18 protein-coding genes are annotated in these 22,249 nt (G+C 71.4%); 7 read left to right on the plus strand and 11 right to left on the minus strand.

Translation table 11 applies throughout. The features are described 5' to 3' along the window. The first annotated feature begins 47 nt into the window (after window positions 1-47). Window positions 48-893 carry a hypothetical protein gene (locus ISP_RS38175; protein WP_013229131.1) on the plus strand — a complete coding sequence of 282 codons (846 nt, stop codon included), beginning with the start codon at window positions 48-50 and terminating at the stop codon, window positions 891-893. Window position 894: 1 nt separating this feature from the next. Here ISP_RS38175 and ISP_RS38180 read toward each other — a convergent pair whose 3' ends face one another. Then, window positions 895-1,980, minus strand: a complete 1,086-nt coding sequence (locus ISP_RS38180) for an alcohol dehydrogenase catalytic domain-containing protein (protein WP_014467622.1) — start codon at window positions 1,978-1,980, stop codon at window positions 895-897. Between the two features lie 91 nt (window positions 1,981-2,071). Here ISP_RS38180 and ISP_RS38185 point away from each other — a divergent pair, with 91 nt between their 5' ends. Continuing rightward, window positions 2,072-2,971, plus strand: coding sequence for a LysR family transcriptional regulator (locus ISP_RS38185; RefSeq protein WP_034284765.1), 900 nt, complete (start codon window positions 2,072-2,074; stop codon window positions 2,969-2,971). Window positions 2,972-3,253: 282 nt separating this feature from the next. Continuing rightward, window positions 3,254-6,307: an RICIN domain-containing protein gene (locus tag ISP_RS38190; RefSeq protein WP_014467624.1), complete on the plus strand. Its 3,054-nt coding sequence runs from the start codon at window positions 3,254-3,256 to the stop codon at window positions 6,305-6,307. Between the two features lie 101 nt (window positions 6,308-6,408). Here the strand turns inward: ISP_RS38190 and ISP_RS38195 are convergent, their stop codons facing one another. Then, a complete protein-coding gene (locus ISP_RS38195) occupies window positions 6,409-6,723 on the minus strand; it encodes a DUF6204 family protein (RefSeq protein ID WP_013229135.1) in 315 nt (104 codons plus the stop codon). A 131-nt stretch (window positions 6,724-6,854) separates the two neighbouring features. On the opposite strand from ISP_RS38195, the gene ISP_RS38200 reads away from it, so the two are divergent. After that, on the plus strand, window positions 6,855-9,116 hold the full coding sequence (locus tag ISP_RS38200) for a glycoside hydrolase family 3 N-terminal domain-containing protein (protein ID WP_230468545.1): 2,262 nt from the start codon (window positions 6,855-6,857) through the stop codon (window positions 9,114-9,116). 47 nt (window positions 9,117-9,163) lie between these two features. Here ISP_RS38200 and ISP_RS38205 read toward each other — a convergent pair whose 3' ends face one another. Both ISP_RS38205 and ISP_RS38210 read right to left on the minus strand, forming a co-directional pair. Further along, window positions 9,164-10,255, minus strand: a complete 1,092-nt coding sequence (locus tag ISP_RS38205) for a TIGR01777 family oxidoreductase (protein ID WP_013229137.1) — start codon at window positions 10,253-10,255, stop codon at window positions 9,164-9,166. A gap of 681 nt (window positions 10,256-10,936) precedes the next feature. Beyond that, window positions 10,937-11,287, minus strand: a complete 351-nt coding sequence (locus ISP_RS38210) for a UBP-type zinc finger domain-containing protein (RefSeq protein ID WP_013229138.1) — start codon at window positions 11,285-11,287, stop codon at window positions 10,937-10,939. A 240-nt stretch (window positions 11,288-11,527) separates the two neighbouring features. Here ISP_RS38210 and ISP_RS38215 point away from each other — a divergent pair, with 240 nt between their 5' ends. After that, window positions 11,528-12,727 (plus strand): glycoside hydrolase family 5 protein, encoded by a 1,200-nt coding sequence (locus ISP_RS38215; protein WP_230468546.1) that lies wholly within the window; start codon window positions 11,528-11,530, stop codon window positions 12,725-12,727. Between the two features lie 18 nt (window positions 12,728-12,745). Here the strand turns inward: ISP_RS38215 and ISP_RS38220 are convergent, their stop codons facing one another. The 3 genes from ISP_RS38220 to ISP_RS38230 form a co-directional block, all read right to left on the minus strand. Further along, window positions 12,746-13,471 (minus strand): ABC transporter permease, encoded by a 726-nt coding sequence (locus tag ISP_RS38220; RefSeq protein ID WP_013229140.1) that lies wholly within the window; start codon window positions 13,469-13,471, stop codon window positions 12,746-12,748. Further along, entirely contained in the window at window positions 13,468-14,193 is a 726-nt protein-coding gene (locus tag ISP_RS38225; RefSeq protein ID WP_013229141.1) for an ABC transporter ATP-binding protein, read from the minus strand. Before ISP_RS38225 ends, ISP_RS38220 begins: the two co-directional genes overlap by 4 nt. Before the next feature lie 168 nt (window positions 14,194-14,361). Beyond that, complete coding sequence (locus tag ISP_RS38230; RefSeq protein WP_176742130.1) at window positions 14,362-17,241, minus strand: glycoside hydrolase family 9 protein; 2,880 nt, start codon at window positions 17,239-17,241, stop codon at window positions 14,362-14,364. Between the two features lie 241 nt (window positions 17,242-17,482). Here ISP_RS38230 and ISP_RS38235 point away from each other — a divergent pair, with 241 nt between their 5' ends. Then, window positions 17,483-19,111, plus strand: a complete 1,629-nt coding sequence (locus ISP_RS38235) for a glycoside hydrolase family 27 protein (RefSeq protein WP_013229143.1) — start codon at window positions 17,483-17,485, stop codon at window positions 19,109-19,111. Window positions 19,112-19,395: 284 nt separating this feature from the next. Continuing rightward, window positions 19,396-19,629, plus strand: coding sequence for a hypothetical protein (locus ISP_RS38240; protein WP_013229144.1), 234 nt, complete (start codon window positions 19,396-19,398; stop codon window positions 19,627-19,629). 262 nt (window positions 19,630-19,891) lie between these two features. On the opposite strand, the gene ISP_RS38245 is transcribed toward ISP_RS38240, so the two are convergent. The 4 genes from ISP_RS38245 to ISP_RS38260 all read right to left on the minus strand — a co-directional run bounded on the left by ISP_RS38245 (window position 19,892) and on the right by ISP_RS38260 (window position 21,918). Next, window positions 19,892-20,245, minus strand: a complete 354-nt coding sequence (locus ISP_RS38245; protein WP_013229145.1) for a hypothetical protein — start codon at window positions 20,243-20,245, stop codon at window positions 19,892-19,894. A gap of 410 nt (window positions 20,246-20,655) precedes the next feature. Beyond that, window positions 20,656-21,012: an ANTAR domain-containing protein gene (locus ISP_RS38250; protein WP_013229146.1), complete on the minus strand. Its 357-nt coding sequence runs from the start codon at window positions 21,010-21,012 to the stop codon at window positions 20,656-20,658. An 80-nt stretch (window positions 21,013-21,092) separates the two neighbouring features. After that, window positions 21,093-21,443 carry a hypothetical protein gene (locus ISP_RS38255; RefSeq protein ID WP_013229147.1) on the minus strand — a complete coding sequence of 117 codons (351 nt, stop codon included), beginning with the start codon at window positions 21,441-21,443 and terminating at the stop codon, window positions 21,093-21,095. A 106-nt stretch (window positions 21,444-21,549) separates the two neighbouring features. Then, window positions 21,550-21,918, minus strand: coding sequence for a hypothetical protein (locus tag ISP_RS38260; protein WP_013229148.1), 369 nt, complete (start codon window positions 21,916-21,918; stop codon window positions 21,550-21,552). Window positions 21,919-22,249 lie beyond the last annotated feature (331 nt).

A 22,249-nucleotide genomic window follows, 5' to 3' on the forward strand; every position in this document is an offset into this window, starting at 1 on the left:
CAGGACACCCGGCCCGGCCGGTCGCCGGCGGCTGGCACACTCAGGCCGTGCTCCTCGGATACGTCCTCGCGGTGCTGGCCGCCGTCGCCTCGGGTAGTGGCTCCATCCTGGAGTCGGCCGGGGTCCGGCGGGCCGGTGCCTTCGGCGGCTCGCCCCAGGACCTCGTCGCGCTGCGCCGGCAGCCGCTCTACTTCCTCGGCGTGGGGGTGGACCTGCTCGGGTTCGTCTTCGCCGCCGCCGCGCTGCACCGCCTGCCGCTGTTCCTGGTCCAGTCGGTGCTCGCGTTCAGTGTCGGCGTGACCGCGACGATCTCCGCGATCCTCGGCGTCCGGCTGGCCGGTGCCGGGTGGGCCGCGCTGGGGGTCGGGGCGACCGGGCTGGTCCTGCTCGGCCTGTCCGCGGACCCGGGCCCCGCGCGGGCGCTGCCGGCCGGCTGGAAGCTGCTGCTGGTGGGCGTGGCGGTGGTGATCGCGGCGATCGCGTTCACCGTCCAGCGCCGGGACGGCCGCTGGTCGCCGATCGTGCTCGGGTTCTGCGCCGGGCTGGGGTTCAGCGTCGTCGGGATCTCGGCGCGGACGCTCGACGCGTCCGGGCCGGTCTGGCACCTCGCCGTGGAGCCGGCGCTGTGGGCGATGATCGCCAACGGGCTCGTCGCGGCGGTGGCGTTCGCGATGGCGCTGCAACGCGGCCGGGCGACCGCCGTCACCGCCATCATGTTCACCACCAACACGGCCGTCTCCTCGCTCATCGGCGTGGTGGTGCTGGACGACCGCGTCCGCGACGGCTTCACCGCCGCGGCCGCGGTGGGCTTCGTCCTGGCGGTCGCCGGAGCCATCGGCACGGCGCACTACGCGGCCGCCCACCGGGTCGAGCCCAGCGCCTCCACCGCTTGAGTCAAGCCCTCGGAGTCAAGACCGTCCGGTCGAAGGGTCCGCCGTGGGCGGCCGCGTGGGCCACCGCGTCGTTGACCCGGTCGAGGCCGAAGCGGGTGACGTCTTCGGGCGTGAGGTCCAGTGCGCCCGTCGCGACGAGCCGGATCATCCCGGCGTTCGCCGTGCGCGGGTACATCCACTGGCCGCGTACGGTCACCGAGTTGCGCATGATCCAGGGGTAGGGCAGGGCGAAGTCCGCGCCGCCGAGCATGCCGACGCCGCCCATCAGCACGACCCGCCCGTACTCGCGCACGGTCATGGCGGCGGCACGGGCCACCGAGCTGGGTGCCCGGGGCGGGAGGAGGTCGAGCACGAGGTCGATCGGGCCGACGGCGGCCGCGGCCATGGCCGCGCGGTCGCGGTCCTCGTCCCCGCTGAGCCCGACCGGGCTCACCCGGGCGCCGAACCGGCCGGCGAGCAGGTCGAGGGCGGCCCGGTTGCGGCCCGGGGCCACCACGTGCCCGGCCCCCATGGCGAGCGCGACGGCCACCGCGCTGCTGCCGAGGTTGCCGGTCGCCCCGCTGATCAGCACCGTCTCCCCGGCCGCGAGCCGGCCGGCCAGCAGCCCGCCGTAGGGAATGGTGTGCACCCCCAGCGCGGACCAGCGCGCGGGATCGGCCGCGGCGCCGGCGGGCAGGGGGTGGACGTTCTCGGTGGGTACCCGCATCAGTTCGGCGAACGGCCCGTCGTGCAGGTACCGGGCCAGCCGGGCGCCACCATCACCGCGGGAGCTCCAGCCCTGCAGCGTGATGTCCGGGGTCAGGGCGTCGTCGCGGGCGCGCACCGTCGAGTCGCACCACACCAGGTCGCCCACCGCGAGCTTGGTCGCGTCCGGTCCCACGTGGACCAGCCGGCCGATCCCGCCGACCCCCGGCACGACCGGTGGTTCCAGCGGATAGCGCCGCTGGCCGCTGAACACTTCGGCCGCGTACGGGGGCACGCAGGTGGCCAGCACCTCGACCAGCACCTCACCGGTGCCGGCTTCCGGGTCGGGGACGTCGTGCACCTCGAGCGGGGAGCCGAACGCGGTCAATGTCGCTGCACGCATGGAAAACCCTTCTGTTTCGTCCTCTCCACGCTAGGGAGCGCGGAGGCATGCGGGAAGCGCTGATCCGACATCTCTGCTATGCGTAGTAAGCATGGATGTGTCGAGCACGAGCCTCCGGGTGCTGTGCCGGATCGCCGAGTCGGGCAGCTTCACCGCGGCCGCCGCGGCGCTGGGCTACACGCAGTCCGCGGTCTCCCGCCAGGCGGCCGCCCTCGAACGCAGCCTCGGGGCCACCCTGTTCGAGCGGCGGACCGACGGGGTCCGGCTCACCCGGACCGGGCTGACCCTGCTGCGCCACGCGCGAGCGATCCTGGCGTCGGTCGACGCGGCCGAACGCGAACTGCTCGGGGCGGCTCCCCGCACGGAGGTGGTGCGGCTCGGGCTTGTCCCGAGCGCCGGGCCGGTGCTCCTGCCCGGCGCGCTCACCCGGCTCGCCGGGACCGCGCCGGGGATCCGGGTCACCACCCGCGAAGGCACCACGCCCGGCTTGGCCCGGGCGTTGCGCACCGGTTCGCTCGACCTCGCCGTGCTCACCTCCCGGCCCCCGCACCGGCCCCCGGACGGCGAGGCACCACGCCTGCACGTCACGACCGTCCAGGACACCGAACTCCTCGTCGCGGCACCGGCCACCGGCACGTTCGCGGGCCGCGCGTCCGTGCACGTCGACGAACTGGTCGACGCACCCTGGATCGCCACGCCGTCATCGGGCGCGGAGCCGCTGCTCGGCGTCTGGCCGGGCCTGCCGGGGCGAGCGCGCGTCGTCCACAGCGCCCGCGACTGGCTGACCAAACTGCACCTGGTCGCCGGCGGGTTCGGGGTCACCACGATCCCGGACGGCCTGGCGCCGGTCGTCCCGCCCGGCGTGATTTCCCTGCGGGTGGAAGGCGCACCACCGGAGATCCGCCGGGTGCTCGTGGCCCGGCTTCCCGGTGCCGCCACACCGGCGGTCACCGCCGTCACCGCGGCGATCACCTCGGCCGCTCGACCGTGACGACGAGCGCGCGCATACGGCCATTTGGTTAACGCTAACACCGCATGGGGGACGCTGCGGACCCCGAGCGCGCAGCCTTTCGACGTCCTTCGACGGCGGCTGCCGCAGCGCCGTGCACCTCGCTGTACTGGATCTTCGTGCCCGAATCCGACGGGGGCGGCGCCTCGGAGGCGGCCCGGCCGATCGGTGAGCATGGCTCCCGCGTAGGCGAAATTCAAGGCTTCCGCCGCCGGAATGTGAGCGATAACATTCCGGCCGTCAACGGAGATAGGGAGCCGCGTGATGGGGCAACGAACTCAGCCGGCGTGGCGTCGCCGCTTCACCAGGTGGACGGCGACGGCCACCGCGGCGCTCGCCGTGGCCGGGGTGCAGGTGTGGTTCGCGGAGCCTGCCGCCGTCGCCCAGGCGGCCCCCGCGGCGGCTGCCACCGCCCCCGACGGGGTCGGCGCCGGCAACGGCGCGCTCGCGTCCGTCGACCTGGCCGGGTCGTGGAGCTTCACCCCCGCCGGCCGGGCCGCCACCACGATCACCGTGCCCGGCGGCGGCTGGTACAAGCAGGGCTTCACCGACGTGAACGAGGCGACGTACTCGCGCACGGTGACGGTGCCGAACACCGGGCAGCCGCAGTCCGCGTGGATCGAGTTCGGCGCGGTGAACCACGAGGCGACGCTGTCGGTGGACGGGCAGGCGGTCGCCACCCGGACCACCGCCTTCACGCCGTCGAACTTCGACATCTCCGCCTTCGCCGCCCCCGGCACCACCCACACGATCAGCGTGCACGTCAAGGGCCGCTACGCGCTGAAGAACGGCAGCCAGACCCTGGTTCCCGACGCCGCCAACTGGTCCGAGGCGATCCCCCAGGGCATCTACCGCTCGGCGGCCCTGCGCGTGTACCCGGCGGTGTACGTCAGCGACGCGTTCATCCGCACCTCCGTGGCCAACCGGACCCTCACCTACGACGTGTCCGTGACGAACACGTCCGGCAGCTCCCGGTCGGTGACGCTGTCCGGCGCACTCGCCCCGGACAACAGTGCGTCGTTCAGCTACCCGGCGCTGCCCGGCCGCACGGTCACCGTGGCGGCCCACTCGACCGCCAAGGTGACGGTCGGCCCGGTGGCGTGGAACCTCGGCACCGCCTCGTACTGGTGGCCGAACGTGCCCTACCGCGCCGGGTACCGCGCCCAGCTGCACCGGCTCTCGGTGCACGCCACCACCGACGACGGCCGCACCAGTGACGCCACCTATCGGTTCGGGTTCCGGGAGAGCACCCAGAACGGCGAGTACTACTCCCTCAACGGCGTGCGCGTGAACTACCGCGGCGACAGCCTGCAGGGCGCGGACTACGACCGGATCGACAACGGCGGCAAGGGCGACGCCTACGACACGCTGCCCGGTTTCCTGCCGCCGTCCACCGGAAACGGCGGCTGGCCGCAGGCGGTGGACAACTACCAGCGGCTCAACTACAACGTCGTCCGCATCCACCAGGAGCCGGCCAGCCCGTACATGCTCGACGTGGCCGACGAGATGGGCCTGATGGTCATCGACGAGACCGCGATCCGCGGCACCTGCAGCTGCCAGGACTTCGTCGCCGGGCACGACAACATGGTCGACCACGCCAAGGCACTGACCCTGCGCGACCGCAACCACCCCGGGATCATCCGCTGGAGCCAAAGCAACGAGGCGGACATCAGCAGCTTCGACTCCGAGGCGTTCGAAAAGGACCTGTACGCGGCGATGAACGGCAACGACGGCACCCGGCCGGTCAGCGTCGACACCGCTTGGAACACCAACCCGTACCCGAACATGCTGAACGGCAACTTCGCCGTGTACTCCCACTACATCGACGGCATCGGCACGTACGGCGAGGCACGCGCCGACCTGCCCGGCCGGCCCGACGGTGAGGGCGAGTACGTCTGGAACAGCTCGAACACCAAGCAGGGCTTCGAATGGTTCGCCACCGCGACCGCGGCCAAGCGCGCCAAGGACGCCAGCGACCTGCGCCCCTACACCCTGCTGTCCGGCTGGGCGAGCTTCGTGCCCGGCGTGCGGAGCACCGACTTCGTCCCCGAAGAGGGCGGCCACCCCGTCTACGGCGAGGACAACCTGACCGCCCCGTGGAGCAACCCGCAGCTCCAGCGGATCCAGGCCGCGTTCAACCCGGTCGCCGCGATCGACCTGCCCTACTGGTCGGCCTCCGGCAAGTCGGACGCGAACGGCGCCTTCCCGCTGCCGCAGGCGGTGGACACCTACGCCTACAACAGCGCCGTCACCCGGAACGTCACCGTCTTCAACGACGACTTCACCGGCACGTCCGTCACGCTCGGCTGGACGGCGCACCTCGACCAGCCCGACGGCGCGGTCGTCGCGTCCGGCAGCACCCCGCTCACCATTCCGCTCGGCTCCCGGGTCACCCAGCCGATCTCGTTCACCGCGCCGGCCGGCGGCTCCCGCGTGTACCTGACGCTGTCGACCGCGAAATCGGGCACCACCACGTTCACCGACAACGTCGAGTACCTCAACCTGGGCACCCCGACGACCAGTGTCGACGACGCCGGTTCGCCGGTGACCTACGCCGGCAGCTGGGGTCACGCGACCGGCGAGACCAGCCTGTACGCCGGCACCAACTCCTACAGTGACGTCGCGGGCGACACGGCGACGCTGAGCTTCACCGGTACCGGCGTCACGCTGCACGCCGTGACCGCGCCGAGCCACGGCATCGTGGGCGTCTCCGTCGACGGTGGAGCCGAGGCGCTGGTGGACGAGTACTCGGCAACGCGCACCGGTGACGTCCCGGTCTGGTCCAGTCCCCGGCTCACCTCCGGCTCGCACACGATCCGCGTGCGCGTCACCGGCACCCAGCGCGCCGCTTCTTCGCACGACTGGGGCACCATCGACCGCTTCGAGATCTCCAGCCGGCCAGTCGCGGGCACGAACTACCGCATCGTCAACCGGAACAGCGGCAAGCCGCTCGCCATCGCCGGCGACGCGACCGGTGACGGGGCGTTGGCCGTTCAGCGGACCGGCGGCGGCGCCTGGACGGTCAAGGCGGCGCCCGGCGGTGCGTACACGCTGATCTACGTGCCCACCGGCAAGGCACTCGACGTCAACGGCTACGCCACGACGCTCGGGCTCCAGCTCCAGCAGTGGACGCCCAGCGGCGGCACCAACCAGCAGTGGTACCTGCAGCCCACCGGCGACGGGTACTTCGGCATCGTCAGCCACGACAGCGGACTGGCGGCGGACGACTACAACTGGGACGGCAGTGACGGTGCCAAGGTCGTGCAGTACACGGCCGGCACCGGCGCCAACCAGCAGTGGCAGCTCGTCCCCGCGTGATCAAGCTCCCGGCCCGGCGTGCGTACCCCACCGCGCCGGGCCGGTGACCACCAAGCGGACGGCCGGCCCGGCATCGGACACGACTGCCCGTTGACGGTGACTCAGCGGCGGTTGACCTTCACGTCGTCCATGCAGGTCGAGCTGACCGTGAGATCGCGGTACGGATAGCCCTCGCGCTCGAGCAGCTCCATCGCCATCAACTCGGCTTGGTCGTGGGCTCGCTGCGTGGCGTCTTCGCCGGCCTCGACTTCCACCACCACGCGGTAGCTGAAGCCGCCCAGGTGCCGGCTGTACGCCAGCGCTCCCGTTTCGCTGAACACCAGGTCGGCAGCGCCGGCGTTGGCCAGGAGTTTCGCGCGGACGGCTTCCGTGGGCCGGTCGAACTTGCCACGGACCAGGACGCGGTAGGTCGGCATGCCGTCACGTTAGCGAGGCACGTCCCGGCGGGGAATCGGTTTTCCGCTGACGCTGCGGGTGGCCGGCCGGTGACTACGCTGGAACAGGCCTGACCGATCAGAGGAGATCGCCTCGCGAAAGGGTCCCCGCCATGTCGCAGCAAGATCGTCACGGAACTTCGGCCGCGGGTGGGGTGAACCGGCGCTCGGTGCTGGCCGGGGTCGCCGGTGGCGTGGCCTCCCTCGGGTTGCTCTCCCCCGCGGCCGCCGCGGAAGAGACCGCTGCGGACGAGACCGCCGCGCGGGATCGGCGGGTCGAGGCGCTGCTCAAGAAGATGACGCTCGCCGAAAAGCTCGGGCAGCTGCAGCTCGTCGGCGACGAGACCACCGCCCGCGCGGCCCTCGCCGACGGCCGGCTCGGGGGTGTCTTCTCCGTGGTCGGAGCCGCGAAACTCAATGCCCTGCAACGCCTTGCCGTCGAGCGGACGCGGCTGGGGATCCCGCTCATCTTCGGCCTCGACGTCATCCACGGGTACACCACCAACTTCCCGATCCCGCTCGCCCAGGGCGCCAGTTTCGACCCCGCCGTCGCGGGCACGGACGCAGGAGTTTCGGCCCGGGAAGCGCGCGGCAGCGGCATCCACTGGACCTACGCGCCGATGATGGACGTCACCCACGAGCCGCGGTGGGGCCGGATTGCCGAAGGGTACGGCGAAGATCCTTATCTGGCGACGCAGTTCGCCGTCGCCAAGGTGCGGGGCTACCAAGGGGACGACTACTCCGCGCCGGACCGGGTGGCCGCCTGCGCCAAGCACTTCGTCGCCTACGGTGGCGCCGAAGGCGGGCGTGACTACAACACCGTGGACGTTTCGCTGCAGCGGCTGCACAACCTCTACCTGCCGCCGTTCAAGGCCAGCGTCGAAGCCGGTGTTGCCACCGTGATGGCGAGCTTCAACACCATCAGCGGCGTACCGGCCCACGGCAACGGCTACGTCCTGCACGACGTCCTCAAGGGCGCCTACGGTTTCCGCGGGTTCGTCGTCAGCGACTACACCGGCATCGAGGAACTGATCCTGCACGGCCTCGCCGGGGACGGCGCGGACGCCGCGGCGGCCGCGCTTCCGGCCGGTGTCGACATGGAGATGGTCAGCACGAATTACGCCCGGTTCGCCGAACGGCTGCTGGCCGAACGCCGGATCACCCTCGGCCAGATCGACGACGCCGTCCGCCGGATCCTGCTCGTCAAGTTCCGGCTCGGCCTGTTCGAGCGCCCGTACGCCGACGAAGCGGCCGAGGTGAAAGCGCCTTCACCGGCCGCGCTGGCCGCGTCTCGGCAGGCCGCCGCGCGGTGCATGGTGCTGCTCAAGAACGACGGACCCGTGCTGCCGCTGGCGAAAACCGCCGGCTCGGTCGCCGTCGTCGGGCCGCTCGGCACGGCGACCTACGACCTCAACGGCACCTGGGCGGGCCTGGGCACCGGGGCCTGGACGACGCCGCCGGTGACCGTCGTCGACGGGATCAAGGCCGCGGCGCCCGGCGCCACCGTGAGCTACACCCCCGGCTGCACCGTCGACGGGACCGATACCGGCGGGTTCGCCGCCGCGCAGCAGGCGGCCCGCGCCGCCGACGTGACGGTCGTGGTGGTCGGCGAAACCGCCGCGATGAGCGGCGAAGCGGCGGCACGCAGCGACATCGGCCTCCCCGGCGTGCAGCAGCAGCTGGTGGCCGCGATCAAGGAGACCGGGAAGCCGTTCGTGGTCGTGCTCGTCAACGGCCGCCCGCTGACCATCCCGTACCTGCACGAGAACGCCCCCGCCATCCTCGAGGCGTGGGCCCCGGGCGTGCAGGGCGGCCACGCGATCGCGGACGTCCTCTTCGGCGTGGTGAACCCGGGCGGCAAGCTGCCGGTCAGCTTCCCGCGCGCGGTGGGCCAGCTCCCGATCTACTACAACCACGAGAACACCGGACGCCCCGCCGACCCGGCCAACAAGTACACGTCGAAGTACCTGGACCTGGCCGACGGGCCGCTCTACGAATTCGGCCACGGCCTGTCCTACACGACGTTCCGCGTCGACGGCCTGCGGCTTTCCGGCACACGCCTGCCGGCGAACGGCGGCCGGATCGAGGTGAGCGCCACCGTCACCAACACCGGCGCCCGGGCCGGCGACGAGGTCGTCCAGCTCTACCTGCGCGACCCGGTCGCGAGCATCGTCCAGCCGGTGCGGCGGCTGCGCGGCTTCCGGCGGGTGAGCCTGGCCGCGGGCGCGTCGACCACGGTCTCGTTCACCCTCACCCCGGACGACGTCGGGTTCTACGACAACACCGCCCGGTTCCGCGTCGAGCCGGGCCGGATCGAGGTCTACGTCGGGACCAGCTCGGCGGCCACGCTTTCGGCGAGCTTCACCGTCGGCTGACCAGCACGGGCCGCCGGGCTTGGCCGCCGATCAGGCCGGCCGGGCCGTCATGCCGGGTCTCCGGCGGCCGAGCCGACCAGGTCCCCGGCGGTGCCGAGCAGGTGACCGAGCGCGTCGGCGAGGTGGGGGTGGCGGAACTCGTGGCCGGCCGCGGTCAGCCGCCCAGGTGCCACGCGCCGGCCGGCGCCCGCGAGCTCGCGGGCGCCGTCTTCGCCCAGCAGCAGCCGGGGACCGGCCGACGGCACCTCGGGCAGTGTCGGCCGGTTGAGCACGATTCCCAGAGTGCGCGTGTATTCGTTGTTGCGCACCGGTTCCGGGCTCACCGCGTTGATCGGTCCACTGAGGACGGAGTCGGTCAGTGCGCGCAGGTAGACGTCGGCGAGGTCGTCGAGGCCGATCCACGGCATCCACTGCCGTCCCGTGCCGAGCGGGCCGCCCAGCCCGGCGGCGAACAGCGGGTACTGCACCCGCAGCAGGCCGCCGCGCGGGCTCAGCACCAGGCCGGTGCGCACCCGGACCACGCGGAGCCCCGCCTCCGACGCCGGTTCGGTGGCCGCTTCCCAGCCGGTGACGACGTCGGCCAGGAACCCTTGCCCGCGCTCGCTTTCCTCGGTGAGGAGCTCGTCGCCGCGATCCGGCCCGTAATAGCCGGCCGCGGACGCCGAGACGAACACCTTCGGCCCGCCGGCGGTGCGCGCGGCCAGGTCCGCGAGCGCCCGCGTCGGCGCGATCCGGCTGTCGCGCACGGCCCGGCGGTGCCGGTCGTCGAACCGGCCGGCGATCGGGGCGCCGGCCAGGTGCACGACCGCGTCGACGCCGGTGAGCAGGTCCGCCGCGGGTGCTTCCGGCCGCCACATCCGCTCGCCGGGGGTCTCGGCGGGCCGCCGCACCAGCCGGACGACGTGGTGTCCCCCGATGGTCAGCAGGGCGGTCAGCGCCGTCCCGACGAGACCGCTCGACCCGGTCACGGCGACCGTCAGCGGATCGTGCCGGTAGCGCCGGTGCGCGGCCAGGTCGGCGGCCAGCTGCCGGTGCCGGTAGGCGGCCATCGAGCGCTGGAACGCCTCGGCCACCGGCGGCGGCCGGTGGCCGTCCTCTTCGGCCGACGGCCGGACGACCGGGCGAAAGACCCTGGCCACGCTCACCTCTCGATGCGCAGACGATGCAGGTGCGCAAGCCTAGGAGAAAGGTGGCAATTGCGCTCGCCAAAGCTTTCCGGTCGCGTTTCAGTTTCGATGCAGTACCTCAGCTACCGAAAGCCGCCAAGGCATCGGCGAACGACGGCGGCAACGGCTCACCGAGCGTCGGCAGGCCACGTTCGGCCGGCCCACACCCGAACAGCGCGGGGCCCGGCCGCCCCGCGCGGGCGCCGGTGCCCGCCGCCGGTCCAGCGCCGCCGGAGCCGCGGCGGCCACCGCCCACTCCGCGGCCAGGCTCGCGAGCGCGGCGTCGACCAAGTCACCGAGGGTGGACACGTCGAGCCGAGGGAGCGCGACAGGGTGCTCAGCCGGAACCCGCCCGCCTCTGCGCCGCCCCGGTGCCGATCGCGCCTGGCCAAACCGGCCAAGGTCAGCAAAACTCACCTTCATGCCGGCTGCCGGCCCGTCGAGGTCCACGCTAGGAGCGGGAGCCGCGCCATCCGTGGTACCGGCGGAGGAATCCGGGCCGGCCGGTGGTACCGCGGCACCACCGGCCTGCCGTGACGCTCCGGAATGGACGGTCACAGCCGGTCGATCGGGACAGCGGCCGCATCGCCCGGGTGGAGGTGGGCGGCCGGGTCGCGGACGGCGGTGTCCTCGCGGGTCCCGGCGCCCGGATGGTTACTGGTGCAGGTGCTGGGTCCAGTCCTCGGGAACCCGGCCGGCCGGGCCGGGCACGGCCTGGGTGAGCGGCCGGTGTTCGGGAGCGGCGAGCGCGGGGCCGGATTCGTACAGCACCTCTTCGCCGTAGTCCCAGAACCACTCTTCGCCGGGCTCGAAGCTGCGCGCCAGCCGGTGGCCGCTGGCGGCGGCGTGGCCGCTGGCGTGCTGACCCGGCGAGGAGTCGCAGCACCCGATGTGCCCGCATTCCGCACAGCGCCGGAGGTGGAACCACCAGCCCTGCGGGTCGGCGGCATCGCAGTCCGCGCACCCCGTGCCACTGGGCGGCACCGAGGGATCCACTCCTTGCATGCGCACTCCTCTGCTTGATCCGGCACCGGACACTCTCCACCTTAAGCGCTGCCGCCAGGAGGCCGCCGACCGAGCCGGATTCCCGCCCGCCACCGGCGAAGAAACGTCGATTCTTTCGATTATTCGATTTCTTCGATCGCCGATCTTTCCGCGTAAATGATCCGCATCGTCGGGAGGATTGACGACGGGTACCGATCATGTTGGAATATGTCCACCAATCGGGCACGAGAGGTTTCCGTCATGACTTCGAGAGCAATGAAGCTCCGGTCCGTCTTCCTCGCCGCCGCACTGGCCGTCACCGCGAGCGTGTCCGGGCTCGCTCCGGCCACCGCCACCACTTCGCTGAATGCTTCGCAGATCGTCGCCGACATGGGCGCCGGGTGGAATCTGGGGAATCAGCTGGAGGCCAACAGCAACGGCGTGCCCAGTGAAACGGCCTGGGGGCTGCCGGCCGTCACCCCGGCGCTCATCGACAAGGTCAAGGCCGCCGGGTTCAAGACCGTCCGGATTCCCGTCTCCTACCTCGGCTACATCGGCGCCGGCCCGAACTACCAGATCAACGCGGCCTGGCTGAACCGGATCCAGCAGGTCGCCGACTACGCCTACCAGCGCGGCCTGTACGTGCTGATCAACATGCACGGCGACGGCTACAAGACCGTCAACGGCTCCTGGCTGATCTGCGACTCCGGCAACCAGGCCACCATCAAGGCCAAGTACCAGAAGGTTTGGCAGCAGGTCGCCGCCCGGTTCACCGGCTACGACCAGCACTTGGTCCTGGAGTCGATGAACGAGGAGTTCGACGGCCAGTACGGCAACCCGACACAGCCGTGCTACTCGAACATCAACGCCTACAACCAGATCTTCGTCGACACCGTCCGCAAGACCGGCGGGAACAACAGTTCGCGGTGGCTGCTCATCGCCGGCTGGAACACCAATATCGACTACACCACCGGGAACTACGGATTCACGCTGCCCACCGACCAGTTCCGCTCCTCGTCGGTTCCCGCCGCCGAAAAACGGATCATGATTTCCGTGCACTACTACAGCCCGTGGGACTTCGCCGGCGAAGAAAACGGCACCATCACGCAATGGGGCCGGGGCGCGGCCAATCCGGCGAAGAAGTCGACCTGGGGGCAGGAAGACTACCTCGACGCCCAGCTGAAACTGGTGCACGACGCATTCGTCGCGAAGGGCTATCCGGTCGTCGTCGGCGAATACGGAGCCATCGACAAGTCCTCGTTCGATTCGGCCAACAACCGCTACCGCGCCGACTTCGCGCGCGCCATCGTGGCGACGTCCAAGAAGTACGGCGCCGCCACCGCCTACTGGGACAACGGCAACAACGGCCAATACGGCTTCGGCCTGTTCGACCGGAGGTCCTACGCGGTGACCCACCAGGGCATCATCGACGCCATCATGGGCGGCCTCGCCGGCCGATGATCCTCGGCACCTGCGGTCTCAAGGGGTGCGGCGGCGCAGGGTCGCCGCACCGAGCAGCAGGGCGAGGACCGCGCAGCCGGCGATGATGCCGATGTCGCGGACCAGGGTGCCGTCCACCTCGGCCGAGCGGGTCACCTGGGTGAGCGCGTCCACGGCGTAGGACAGCGGCAGGACGTCCGACACCGCGCTCAGCACCCAGCCCATGTCCCCGCGCGGGACGAACAGGCCGCACAGCAGGAACTGCGGCAGCACGAACACCGGCAGGAACTGGATCGCCTGGAACTCGGTGCGGGCGAACGCGCTGACGAACAGGCCGAGCGCGGTGCCGAGGAGCGCGTCCAGCACCACGATGAGCAGCAGGACCCAGACCGAGCCCGCGATGGCCAGCCCGAGCCAGGTCAGGGAGATGCCGGCGGCCACGACCACCTGCAGGGTGGCGAGCAGGCCGAACGCCAGCGCGTAGCCGAGGAGCAGGTCGAGCTTGCCGATCGGCATGGTCATCAGCCGCGTCAACGTGCCGGTCGTGCGCTCGCGCAACGTCGTCACCGAGGTCAGCAGGAACATGATCGTGAACGGGAAGATCCCGAGCAACGCCGGCGCGACCGCGCTGAACCGCTGCTCCGAGTCGAGCACGTACCGCAGCAGGATCATCAGCACGCTCGGCACCGCTACGAGCAGCACGACCGTGCGCGGGTCGTGGCGCAGCTGGGTGAGGATCCGCCGGGTGGTGGCCAGCGCGTTCACCGCGCCGCCTCCGCACGGCCCTTGATCAGGCGCAGGAACGCCTGCTCGAGATCGGGCGCGCCGGTCCGCGTCCGCAGCGCCTCGGGCGTGCCGCGGGCGAGGAGCTTGCCGCGGTGCAGCAGCAGGAGGTCGTCGCAGCGGGCGGCTTCGTCCATGACGTGGCTGGAGATCAGCAGCGTGACGCCGGTGGCCGCCAGGTCGTGGAACAGCTTCCAGAGCTCGTCGCGCAGCTCGGGGTCGGAGCCGACCGTCGGCTCGTCCAGCACCAGCAGCTCGGGGGTGCCCAGCAGCGCCACGGCCAGGTTGGCCCGGCCGCGCTGGCCGCCGGAGAGGCGGCCGACCAGCACGCGGGCCGAGGTGGTGAGCCCCGTCCGGGTGATCACCCGGTCCACATCGGACGCCGGCGCGCCGAGCACCGCGGCGAAGTAGCGCAGGGCCTCGGTCACCGTCAGGTCCGCGTAGATCGCCGGTTCCTGGGTCGCGTAGCCGATCCGGCGGCGCAGCTCGGGGTGCCCCGCGGGCCTGCCGAGCACCGCCACCTGCCCGGACGCGACGAGCTGGACGCCGACGATCGAGCGCATCAGCGTGCTCTTGCCGCAGCCGTTCGGCCCCAGCAGCCCGGTCACCGTCCCGCGTCGCACGGTGACCGGGCTGTCGCGCAGCACCTCTTCGCCGCCGCGGCGGACGCGCAGGTCCGCCACGACGATCGCCGGCTCGTCCACGGCGCTCTCCTTCCGCCCCGGGCTTCTCATGGTGAGCGCCGGAGCGGTCCGGGACAAGAGGGCATGAGTGCGGGCAGGCGCGCCGAGGGGGGAGGAGGCGCACCTGCCCGCAGGGGTGACGCTAGCGGACTCTTCGCCGGTTCGCCGATCGAGCGACCGGCGAGACCGTCAGCCGCAGGTCTTCCCGTTCACCGCGAAGGCCGTCGGTGGCGGGTTGGTACTGCCCGTGAAGCTGCCGTTGAAGCCGATCGAGACCGACTTGCCCGGTGCCACCGAAGCGTTCCAGGGCAGGGCCGTGGCGGTGACGCCCGCACCGGACTGCGCCCACGTCGCCGACCAGCCCTGGGTCACCTTCTGGGTACCCGGGAAGGCGAACTTCAGCGCCCACGTCGGCCACGCCGTCGTCCCGGTGTTGGTCAGCGTGAGGTAGGCGGTGAAGCCACCGGTCCAGGAGGTGGCCGAGTAGGTCACCGCGCAGCCGCCGCCCGAAGCGTCCGGCAGCGTCGTGAACTGCGTGGCCGCCGAGTCCGGCCCGGTGAGACCGGCGCCGTTGCGGGCCACCACGACCAGGGTGTAGGCCGTCGACGGCGACAGCCCGGTCAGGGTCGCGGTGGTTCCGGTGACGGTGGCCAGGACCTTGCGGGCCGAGCCGGTCACGCTGACGACGTCGTAGCTCTTGATCCCGCTCTCGGCGTCCGAGGACGCCGTCCAGGTCACCGTCGCGCCGGTGGCGGACACCGCCGAGACGACGGGCTTGCCCGCCGCGGCCGGGGCGGTCGTGTCCACCGCGGACGGTGACTTCTCCGCCGTCCAGTTCGCCAGCCAGGCCAGCGCCGAGTTCCAGTTGATCGCGACCTCGTTCACCGAATACGCCTGGATGTCGTCGACGTAGCAGCGCTGGGGCGCGCAGCCGGTGAGCAGCCGGGCCGCGGTCGGGTCCTGCAGGCCGCTGTTGGGCCCGCCGGAGAGCGCCCCGGGCGGGGCGGACGGCAGCGACGGGTCCAGCTCGTGCGCCCAGAACCGGTGGTGCACGTTCTGCACGGCCTGGTCGCCGTGGCCGGAGACGTAGGAGTAGTTCGCGGGGTTGCGGCCCAGCAGGTAGTCCATGGCCTCGAACGCGCCATCGCGGTACTTGTCCTGTTTGGTGAAGTCGTAGGCCAGGGCGAGCACGACGCCGTTGTTGGCCACCAGGCCGTTGGATCCCCACTCGTACGTGCCGTCGGCCGTGCGGTACGGCGCCGGGTAGCCCATGCCCGCCATCTGCGCGAGGTGGCTGTCGGCGGTCGTGGTGATCGCCGACTTGATCGCCGCGACGTCGGCCGCGGGCAGGTCGGTGGGCACCAGGGCCAGGGTGATGTCGCCGAGCGCCCCCGTCGAGCCCCAGTCGAAGCCGTGGGTGTTGAAGCTGACGCCGCGGTAGAGCGAAGAGCCGGTGACGTCGGTGCGGTACCCGCTCTTGCCGGTCGTCGCGAAGAGCTCCGCGGCCGCCCAGTAGAACTCGTCGGTCACGGTGTTGTCGCTGTAGGTCCCGCCCCCGGTGCCGTCGTTCGGGTCGGCGAGCACGTTCGGGTTGGCCTTCGCCGCGGCGTACGCCTTCTCGGCCGCGGCGAGCAGCTTGGCCGAATACGCCGGGTCGATCGTCCGCCACAGCCGGGACGCCTGCGCCGCGACCGCGGCCATGTTCAGCGTGGCCGCCGTGCTCGGCGGGGAGAGCCGGCGCGGCTGGCTGTCCTGGTCGGGCCGGGTGGGCAGGGCGGTCCACGCCGCGTCGTGGATCTTGTGGTGCACCATGCCCGCGTTCGGCTTGCCGTCGGGCACCTGCATGGAGAGCAGGAAGTCGACTTCCCAGCGGGCTTCGTCGAGGATGTCCGGGACGCCGTTGCCCTGTTCGGGGATGGCCAGCTTCCCGTCGCCGAGCGCGCTCGCGTCGCCCAGCTTCAGGGCGCGCTCGTACTCGTCGAGCAGCTCCCAGGTCGCGATGCCGCCGTTGACGACGTACTTGCCCTGGTCGCCCGCGTCGTACCAGCCGCCGCGCACGTCGAGGGTGTAGCCGCAGTTCAGGTCCGCTCGGCAGGGGACGTTGTTGTCACCCTGGTTCGGCGCGACGTTGACATGCCCCGCCGGGCGCGCGTAGGTGGCCCCGACGTACCGGGCGTCGATCGCGATGCCGCTGCGCTGGTGGTAGAAGAACGCCAGCGAGTCGTAGCGGAGCTTCTTCAGCCCGTCCGCGGAGATGTCGAACGGGAAGCTCGTCTCGGAGCCGACGGCGAGGGTGTACCCGGTGCCCGCCGTGTCGTAGGCGGAGAAGTCGATGTCGTGGACGCTCTCGCCGGAGGCGGCGTCCGCGCCGCGGGGCCGGGTCTGGCCGGTGGTCACCGCGGTGCCCGCGGAGTTGCGCAACGTCCACGTCAGCGGCGTCGCCGAGCTGCTGATCACGGTGGCGTGCTTGGGCAGGCCGGGCACGTAGCTTTCCTGGTTCACCCGGATGCCGCTCGTCGGCGGCAGGCCGCCGGGCGGGATGACGCCGCCGATCAGCGAGATGTTGTCCAGGCAGACGGTGTTGTTCGCGGCCTGGCCGCCGAACCAGAAGGCCAGCTGCCCGTTGCCCGCGTTGGGGAAGTCCAATGTGGACGTGAAGGTGACGGTGAAGTGCTGGGTGGCGGGCATGACCGTCAGGTCGGTGCGGGAGATCTGCCGGTAGGGCGAGACGGCCTCGCCCGCGACGGCGGAGATCTGCTGGGCGGTCGTCGCGTGCGCGTCGAAGGTCAGCGTGTACTGCTGGCCCGTCTCGAAGGGGACGCCGTTCTGGCCGGCCAGCGCGTCGTAGCCGTTGGCCGTGCCGCCGGTGACGTCGGTGCAGAACTCCCCGCCGGTGACGCGTCCGGTGGTCCCGGACCCGGCCCACCAGGGGTCGAGGGTGCCGCCGGCGAAGGTGCCGTTGAGCAGCCGCTCGTACGTCGCGGCGGACGCGGGCACGGAGCCCGCGGTCAACCCGAGCGCCGTCACCGCCAGTAACACCAGACCAGCCCGGAATTTCCTTGCCCGCATTCGCCATCTCCTCGTCGGTGAGCCAGGCGTATTTGGGAGCGCTCCCAGAGAGGGGACTGTAATCATGCGCAAGCGCCTTTGGCAATCCGCGGAAGGGAGGTGGACGCGGCACCGGGCTTCCTCTATACATACCTGAGCCATCAGGGCCGGCCAGGCCGAAACTTTCGGAAATTTTCACGAGCCAGCGCGCGACCGGAAGTGTTAACGCTAACTTCGGTCCGCCCGTCGGAAAGGGGCGACGATGCCCGCTCGAACCCGTTCACGGGTCCTGCACCTGTTCACCGCGGCGGCCGCCGCGGTGGCGTTGTCCGCAGCGGTTCCGCCGGCCGCCGTCGCCGCGCCCGGGAGCCCGGCGGTGACCCCGCCACTGGGCTGGAACAGCTGGAACAGCTTCGGCTGCAACGTCAGCGAGTCCACCATCCACCAGGCTGCCGACGCGATGGTCTCCTCGGGCATGCGTGACGCCGGCTACCAGTACGTCGTCGTCGACGACTGCTGGTTCGACCCGCAGCGCGACGCCCAGGGCAACCTGCGCGGCAACGCCTCGAAGTTCCCCGGCGGCATGAAGGCCCTCGGCGACTACATCCACGCCCGCGGCCTGAAGTTCGGCATCTACCAGGTCCCCACCGACCGCACGTGCGCCCAGCGCGGCGGCGCCTACCCCGGCTCCACCGGCAGCCAGGGCCACGAAACCCAGGACGCCCGCACGTTCGCTTCCTGGGGCGTCGACTACCTCAAGTACGACTGGTGCTCCCCCGCCGGCACCCGCGACGAACAGGTCAGCCGCTTCGGCCTGATGCGCGACGCCCTGCGCGGCACCGGCCGGCCCATCGTGTACAGCATCAACCCCAACAGCTACCACGCCATCACCGGCGACAAGTACGACTGGGGCCAGGTCGCCGACCTGTGGCGCACCACCGAAGACCTGCTCGACATCTGGCAGAACGGGAACACCAACAGCTACCCGATGGGCGTCGGCAACGTCCTCGACGTCACCGCCCCGCTGGCCGCCCAGGCCGGTCCCGGGCACTGGAACGACCCCGACATGCTCGTCGTCGGCCGCCCCGGCCTGTCGCTGACCGAATCCCGCGCGCACTTCACCCTCTGGGCCCTGATGGCGGCGCCGCTCATGGCGGGCAACGACATCCGCACCATGTCCGCGGACATCAGCGCCGTCCTGCGCAACCCCCGCCTGCTGGCGGTCGACCAGGACCGCCTCGGCGCCGGCGGCCGCCGGGTCCGCGACGACGGCGACGTCGAGGTCTTCGCCAAGCCGCTGGCCGACGGGTCCGTCGCCGTCGGCCTGCTCAACCGCGGCGGCACCACCACCGCGATCAGCACCACCGCGGCGCAGATCGGGCTCTCCGGCACTTCGTTCACCCTGACCGACCTGTGGACCGGCGGCACGTCGGCGAGCAGCGGAGCGATCAGCGCGAGCGTGCCGGCCCACGGCGCCGCCGCCTACCGCGTCTCCGGCGGCACCCCGCTCGCCGCCACGACGTCGCGGCTGCGCGGCGCCGGCGCCAACCGCTGCCTCGACGTCGACAACGCCTCCACCGCGTCCGGCGCGGGCACGCTGATCTGGGACTGCCAGACCGCCGCCAACCAGCTGTGGACCACCTGGGCGAACGGCGAGATCCGCGTCTTCGGCGACAAGTGCCTCGACGCCACGACCAGCGGAGCCCGCGTCTTCAGCCGGACGTGCACCGGGCAGAGCAACCAGCAGTGGACGCTCGGCTCGGACGGCACGATCCGCAACGTCCAATCAGGACTGTGCCTCGACGTCGAAGGCGCCGCGACGGCCAACGGGACCCACGCGATCCTGTGGACCTGCAACGGCCAGGCGAACCAGCGGTGGAGCCGCGTCTGACCCAGTGGCGCCGCGTGCGGCGGCGGTGCCGCAGTCGGCGCACGCGGCGTTCGCGCGCTGCCTACGGGGCGCTCGTCCCGAGCCGCCCAGCTCGAGGCGTGTTCGAAGTCCCACTGCGCGCTCGCCTGCTGCAGCGCGGCGAGAAATCGCGGTGCCGTCTCGTCGCCCGGTGGCCGATCGGGCTTCCCCTTCTCACCTGACCGAGGGACGCCGGGACGGTAACGCGCGGGCGGTAACGGAGCGATAACGGGATAAGGACCGTCCGACAGCTGGAGAACCTTCCCGTGGAAACACCGTGCCGAGGCCCCATCGACGTCACCCGGATCACCGGGTTCGACAGCGGCACCGCCGACCCCGACGACCTGCGCCGCGCCGTTGCGGCGTCACCCGGCTACACCCGCGCCGCCACCGAGCAGCAGGCGGCGGTGCTGGACATCGTGCTGCGGGTGGGCACCACGCCCGCCCCGGAGCCGGGACGCCGTCGCGGCGTCGTCGGGAGGCTGCTCGGCCGCCGGTGACCGCGCGCACGGAAAAAGCCGCGACCGACGAGTCGGTCGCGGCTTTTGCCTGCGCCGGGTGGGGCCGGCGCACCGGCTGTGTCCGGTGGCCGGTCCCACCCGTGCCGGCGTCGGCGCCGGGGTCGCTGCGTGCCCGGGACGGGGAACCGGAGTGTGCAGCTCGCTCCCTGTTCCGGGCACGCCGCACCACCTCGGGCGCGGCGCCGGATTCCGCGCCTCGGCCGGCATCCGCACACACAACGGGCGGCCGTGGCGCGGGGACTCAGTGACCCTGGCTGGTGCCACCGTCGGCGAGGCCGCTGGAGGCGCAGTTCTCCGGGTTCTTGCCACTGGCCTCGTGCTCGCCCGGCGACAGGATCGGCACGCCGATGCCGTTGAGCGAGTTCTGGATCGGCACCTGGACGCCGAGCACGTTGATTTCGTTGTCGCACACGCCGAGCGCGGCGTTGACGTTGTGCAGCACGTCGGTGTTGTTCAGGTTGAGCAGGCCGAGCTGGCCGGTGTGCCCGCCGTGGTGGTGGTCGTGGCCGTCCGGCGTACCGGCGGCCGCGACGCCACCGGCCAGGAAAGCGCCGGCCGCCATGGCAGCCGTGACGAAACCAACCTTCTTCAGCATTTGTTCTCCTCGATCAGTTCGGTGCATCGGACAGGACGGCGGCGAGGTGTGTGTGCTCCGTCCCGCGTGAGGGAAATGTACTGAGAGAATGGGAGCGAATCCACTTCGCGCCACCATCGGGTGCGCACCACAAGCCGCTGACCGGGCGATGATTGGCCCGATCGGGTCAGCGAGGTTTATCGCGGAAGAACGCTTTCCGTGAAAACGAGCCGCATTCGCACACTCGTTCATGACACCGTCACTCCAAGAAACACCACGGAAACGCGGCGGAAGCCGTAGGCTCGGACACACGGAAACGCGTTCCCCTCGACCCCGGGAACGGGTTTCCGGCTGGGAACCGGCGAGGTGTGAACCCCTCAGCCGAGCCCGCAGCCGGGCGACGCACAACTTCGCCGGTTCCCAGCCCTCCGTCAGTCCGGTCCGCCCAGCACGTGCCGGCACAGCTCCGCGCGGACGGCGCGCTCGGCGTCCTCATCGGACAGTCCCGGGCCGGCGTCGCTCCCGGCGGCCACGACGACCGCGGCCACGTCCCGGAGCTTGACGTTGGTCAGCTGCGACACGGTGACCAGCACGCCGAACGCCTCGTCGGCGGGGCAGCCGCGCAGCAGCATCACCATGCCCTTGGCCTGTTCGATCACCGGCCGGGACGCCAGCGCCTCGCGCAGCTGCGCGTGACAATCGGGGCTTCGCCCCGAGCCGGGGGCTTCGCCACCCGGACCCCCCGAAAAGCCGCTGTTCTCCTCCGCCGGGTCGACCTCACCGGCCACGGTCGTGCTCCCCCTTGCGCAGCGAAAAGCCGTCGCACGGAAAACTGCCTCCGTGCGACGGCTTCTTCCCACCGAGTCGGTCAGTGGCCCTGGGCCGTCCCGCCGTCCGCGACGCTGCCGCTGGCGCAGTTCGACGGCGTCGAGCCTTCGGCTTCGTGCGCCCCCGGCGACAGGATCGGGACGTCGATGCCGTTGGCGACCTCGTGCAGCGGGACCTGCACGCCGAGCACGTTGACGTCGTCGTCGCAGACGCCGCCGACCACGTTCACGTTGTGCAGCGCGTCGAGGCTCTGCAGGTTGGCCAGGCCGAACTGTTCGCTCTGGTCGACCGGGTGGCCCGAGACGGTGACGGTGGTCGCGGAGGCCGAGCCGCCGAAGGCGGCCAACCCGGCGGCCAGTGCGGTCGCGACGAATCCGAGCTGCTTGATCACGAGAAAGAACTCCTCAACTGCCCACCCCGGTTCGGGGCGGTACTTCGCGGCGCAAACCGAGGCTGCGCCATTTTCGGAAAACCATTCGTTCCGCCGGAGCGGAAAGTCACTCGCCCTGGCTGGTGCCGCCGTCGGCGAGCCCGCTGGAGGCGCAGTTGTACGGCGCCTCGCCGCTCGCCTCGCTGGCGCCCGGCGACAGGATCGGCACGCCGATGCCGTTGAGCGAGTCGTGGATCGGCACCTGGACGCCGAGCACGTTGATGTCGTTGCCGCAGAGGCCGAGCGTGCCGTTGACGTTGTGCAGCGCGTCGGTGTTGTTCAGGTTCACCAGGCCGACCTGACCGGTGTGGTCGTAGCCGTAGGTGCCGTGGTGGTGGCCGTGCTCTTCGTCCGGCGTCCCGGCGGACGCGATCCCGCCGGTGACGACAGCCCCGGCGGCCATGGCGGCGGCGACGAAGCCGATTTTCTTCAGCATGGATTCTCCTCGATAAGACAATTGCCATCGATAAGACAGTTGCCAAGGTGGTATTCAACGCATTGTTCCGCCTCGGTGGGAAAAACGTACTGACGGCCCGCCGGGCGTTCCAGCCGGTTCACCGATCGTGTGGGGTGCGCGAACCCCTGACCGGGGTTCGTGTAGTCCGAACGGGTGGCCGGCCGGAGGTGACCACGATGTCGGCGGGCAGCCGATCCGGGTGATCAACGAACCGTTGCTACGCAACGTGTTCCGTCGATCGAGACACTGCGATGCATCACGCTTTGGAGTTGCTCGACGCGCGCAGATCGACGTCGGAGCGTGACGAATT

Origin of the sequence: Amycolatopsis mediterranei, from assembly GCF_026017845.1 — a bacterium.
GTDB classification, from domain to species: Bacteria; Actinomycetota; Actinomycetes; order Mycobacteriales; family Pseudonocardiaceae; genus Amycolatopsis; species Amycolatopsis mediterranei.

What these genes read in the sequence shown, in the direction of transcription:
- ISP_RS38180 (WP_014467622.1), bottom strand. Translation starts at nt 1,980, where the DNA reads ATGCGTGCAGCGACATTGACCGCGTTCGGCTCCCCGCTCGAGGTGCAC.
- ISP_RS38185 (WP_034284765.1), top strand. Translation starts at nt 2,072, where the DNA reads ATGGATGTGTCGAGCACGAGCCTCCGGGTGCTGTGCCGGATCGCCGAG.
- ISP_RS38190 (WP_014467624.1), top strand. Translation starts at nt 3,254, where the DNA reads ATGGGGCAACGAACTCAGCCGGCGTGGCGTCGCCGCTTCACCAGGTGG.
- ISP_RS38195 (WP_013229135.1), bottom strand. Translation starts at nt 6,723, where the DNA reads ATGCCGACCTACCGCGTCCTGGTCCGTGGCAAGTTCGACCGGCCCACG.
- ISP_RS38200 (WP_230468545.1), top strand. Translation starts at nt 6,855, where the DNA reads ATGTCGCAGCAAGATCGTCACGGAACTTCGGCCGCGGGTGGGGTGAAC.
- ISP_RS38210 (WP_013229138.1), bottom strand. Translation starts at nt 11,287, where the DNA reads ATGCAAGGAGTGGATCCCTCGGTGCCGCCCAGTGGCACGGGGTGCGCG.
- ISP_RS38215 (WP_230468546.1), top strand. Translation starts at nt 11,528, where the DNA reads ATGACTTCGAGAGCAATGAAGCTCCGGTCCGTCTTCCTCGCCGCCGCA.
- ISP_RS38230 (WP_176742130.1), bottom strand. Translation starts at nt 17,241, where the DNA reads ATGCGGGCAAGGAAATTCCGGGCTGGTCTGGTGTTACTGGCGGTGACG.
- ISP_RS38235 (WP_013229143.1), top strand. Translation starts at nt 17,483, where the DNA reads ATGCCCGCTCGAACCCGTTCACGGGTCCTGCACCTGTTCACCGCGGCG.
- ISP_RS38245 (WP_013229145.1), bottom strand. Translation starts at nt 20,245, where the DNA reads ATGCTGAAGAAGGTTGGTTTCGTCACGGCTGCCATGGCGGCCGGCGCT.
- ISP_RS38260 (WP_013229148.1), bottom strand. Translation starts at nt 21,918, where the DNA reads ATGCTGAAGAAAATCGGCTTCGTCGCCGCCGCCATGGCCGCCGGGGCT.